The sequence below is a fragment of the Bacteroidales bacterium genome (assembly GCA_012517825.1).
Classification (GTDB): domain Bacteria; phylum Bacteroidota; class Bacteroidia; order Bacteroidales; family JAAYUG01; genus JAAYUG01.
The window spans coordinates 1-2,010 of the sequence record JAAYUG010000034.1 but is presented as its reverse complement, the minus strand read 5'-3'; the positions used below and the strand labels follow the sequence as shown (position 1 = coordinate 2,010).

Sequence of the window (2,010 nt, the reverse complement as noted above, 5' to 3'; positions counted from 1 at the left end):
TGCAGAAAATTGCCGCGGAAAATAATCTCAGCGAAACGGCCTTTCTGGTAAAGGAAGGAGAAATATGGCATCTCCGCTGGTTCACCCCAACAACAGAAGTTGAGCTTTGCGGTCACGCCACGCTGGCTTCGGCTCACATCCTGTTTCACCATCTTCATCACCCGGCCAGGGAAATCATTTTTTCAACTATGAGCGGCATTCTGAAGGCCAAAAAAATAGAGAATATGATAGAACTGGATTTTCCTGCCGATCAGCCAACTCAGGCACCTTTACCTGAAGGGATTTCAGAAGCTCTTGGAGCAATGCCAACACTTTGTCTGAAAGGTATTTCAGATTATATGCTGGTATATGAGCGGGAAGAAGATATTAAATCATTAAACCCTGATTTCGAATTACTTAGAAAAACAAAAGCAAGAGGAGTTATTGTGACCGCTCCCGGGAAAAACTATGACTTTGTTTCCCGATTTTTCGGTCCGCAGGTAGGTATCAATGAAGACCCGGTTACCGGTTCGGCCCACACTCTGCTGGTACCTTACTGGAGTGAAAAAACCAGGAAAAGGTCGCTGACAGCCCGTCAGGTTTCGAGCCGAGGAGGAACTCTCTACTGTACTCTGGCAGGAAACAGAGTCCGGATAGCGGGAAAGGCTGTCACATATATGGAAGGGAAAATCCATTTGCCTGATAGTGAGACTAACCTTTAACAAAAAATGAATATGAGAAATCTGTTGATTGGAATTTTATGCATTATGCTGATTGCGGCCTGCAGCAGTGAAAAAACCAAACCGGCAAAGCAGTCCGGAGTAAAAACCTTTCAGACTGCCAGGGTATTTCTGACGGCTAAAAACACAGGCGATCGCCTGGCTGACAAGGGAACGATACAGGCCGAGCCTATGCCACAGCCCGGAGAAAACATGGCTGTACTTTTTGTGGATCCGGAAGTAAAAGGACAAACCATTGAAGGAATTGGTGGTGCATTGACTGATGCAGCAGCGGAAACATTTTACAAACTGACGGTCGAGAAACAAAAGGAGCTTATCAAAGCTTACTATGATCCGGACCAGGGAATAGGATACTCGCTGGGAAGAACCAACATCAACAGTTGTGACTTTTCCAGCGACAGTTACACGTATGTAAAAGAAGGAGACACCGCTCTCAGCACGTTTTCCCTGGAACACGACCTGAAATACAAGATCCCCCTGATTCAGGAAGCATTGAAAACAGCACCTTCGCTGAAATTGTTTGCCTCGCCCTGGAGCCCTCCTGCCTGGATGAAATCGAATAACGACATGCTCCATGGAGGGACCCTTCTTCCAGAGTACATGCATTCCTGGGCCAGGTATTACGTTCGGTTTGTTGAGGAATATGCCAAACAGGGAATCAACATCTGGGGATTGACCGTGCAGAATGAGCCTATGGCAGTGCAAACATGGGAATCATGCATTTACACAGCTGAACAGGAAAGGGACTTTGTGAAGAATTTCCTGGGACCCGAACTGCACAAAGCCGGACTGGCCAATATACGGTTGATGGTATGGGATCACAACCGGGGACTAATGTATCAGAGGGCAAAGACAGTACTCGATGACCCCGAGGCAGCAAAATATGTCTGGGGCGTTGGTTTTCACTGGTATGTCGGAAACCATTTCGAAAATGTGCGGCTGGTGAAAGAAGCATACCCCGACAAACAGGTGCTTTTTACGGAAGGGTGCGGTTATCCCTTTGACTGGAAGACGGTAAACGAGTGGAAGTGGGGCGAAGAATATGCCCTGAACATGATCCATGATCTGAACAACGGAGCGAGCGGATGGACTGACTGGAACATACTTCTGGACGAAAAGGGCGGGCCGAATCATGTAGGAAACTACTGTCTGGCGCCGGTAATTGCCGATACCCGTGACGGCAGTCTGCATTATATGGATTCCTACTGGTACATTGGGCATATCAGCAAGTTTGTGCGACCCGGTGCCATTAAGGTACTGACCAGCTCCACACAGGATGATCTGCCCGGCG

Annotated in this window: 2 protein-coding genes; both read left to right on the top strand. The window is 47.9% G+C overall.

Features of this window, described 5'->3' with window-relative positions; all coding sequences use genetic code 11:
- On the top strand, positions 1-701 hold a 701-nt coding region (locus GX419_02510), incomplete at its 5' end, for a PhzF family phenazine biosynthesis protein (protein NLI23566.1).
- Between the two features lie 12 nt (positions 702-713).
- Positions 714-2,010: glycosyl hydrolase (locus tag GX419_02505; GenBank protein NLI23565.1), on the top strand; the 1,297-nt coding region annotated here is incomplete at its 3' end.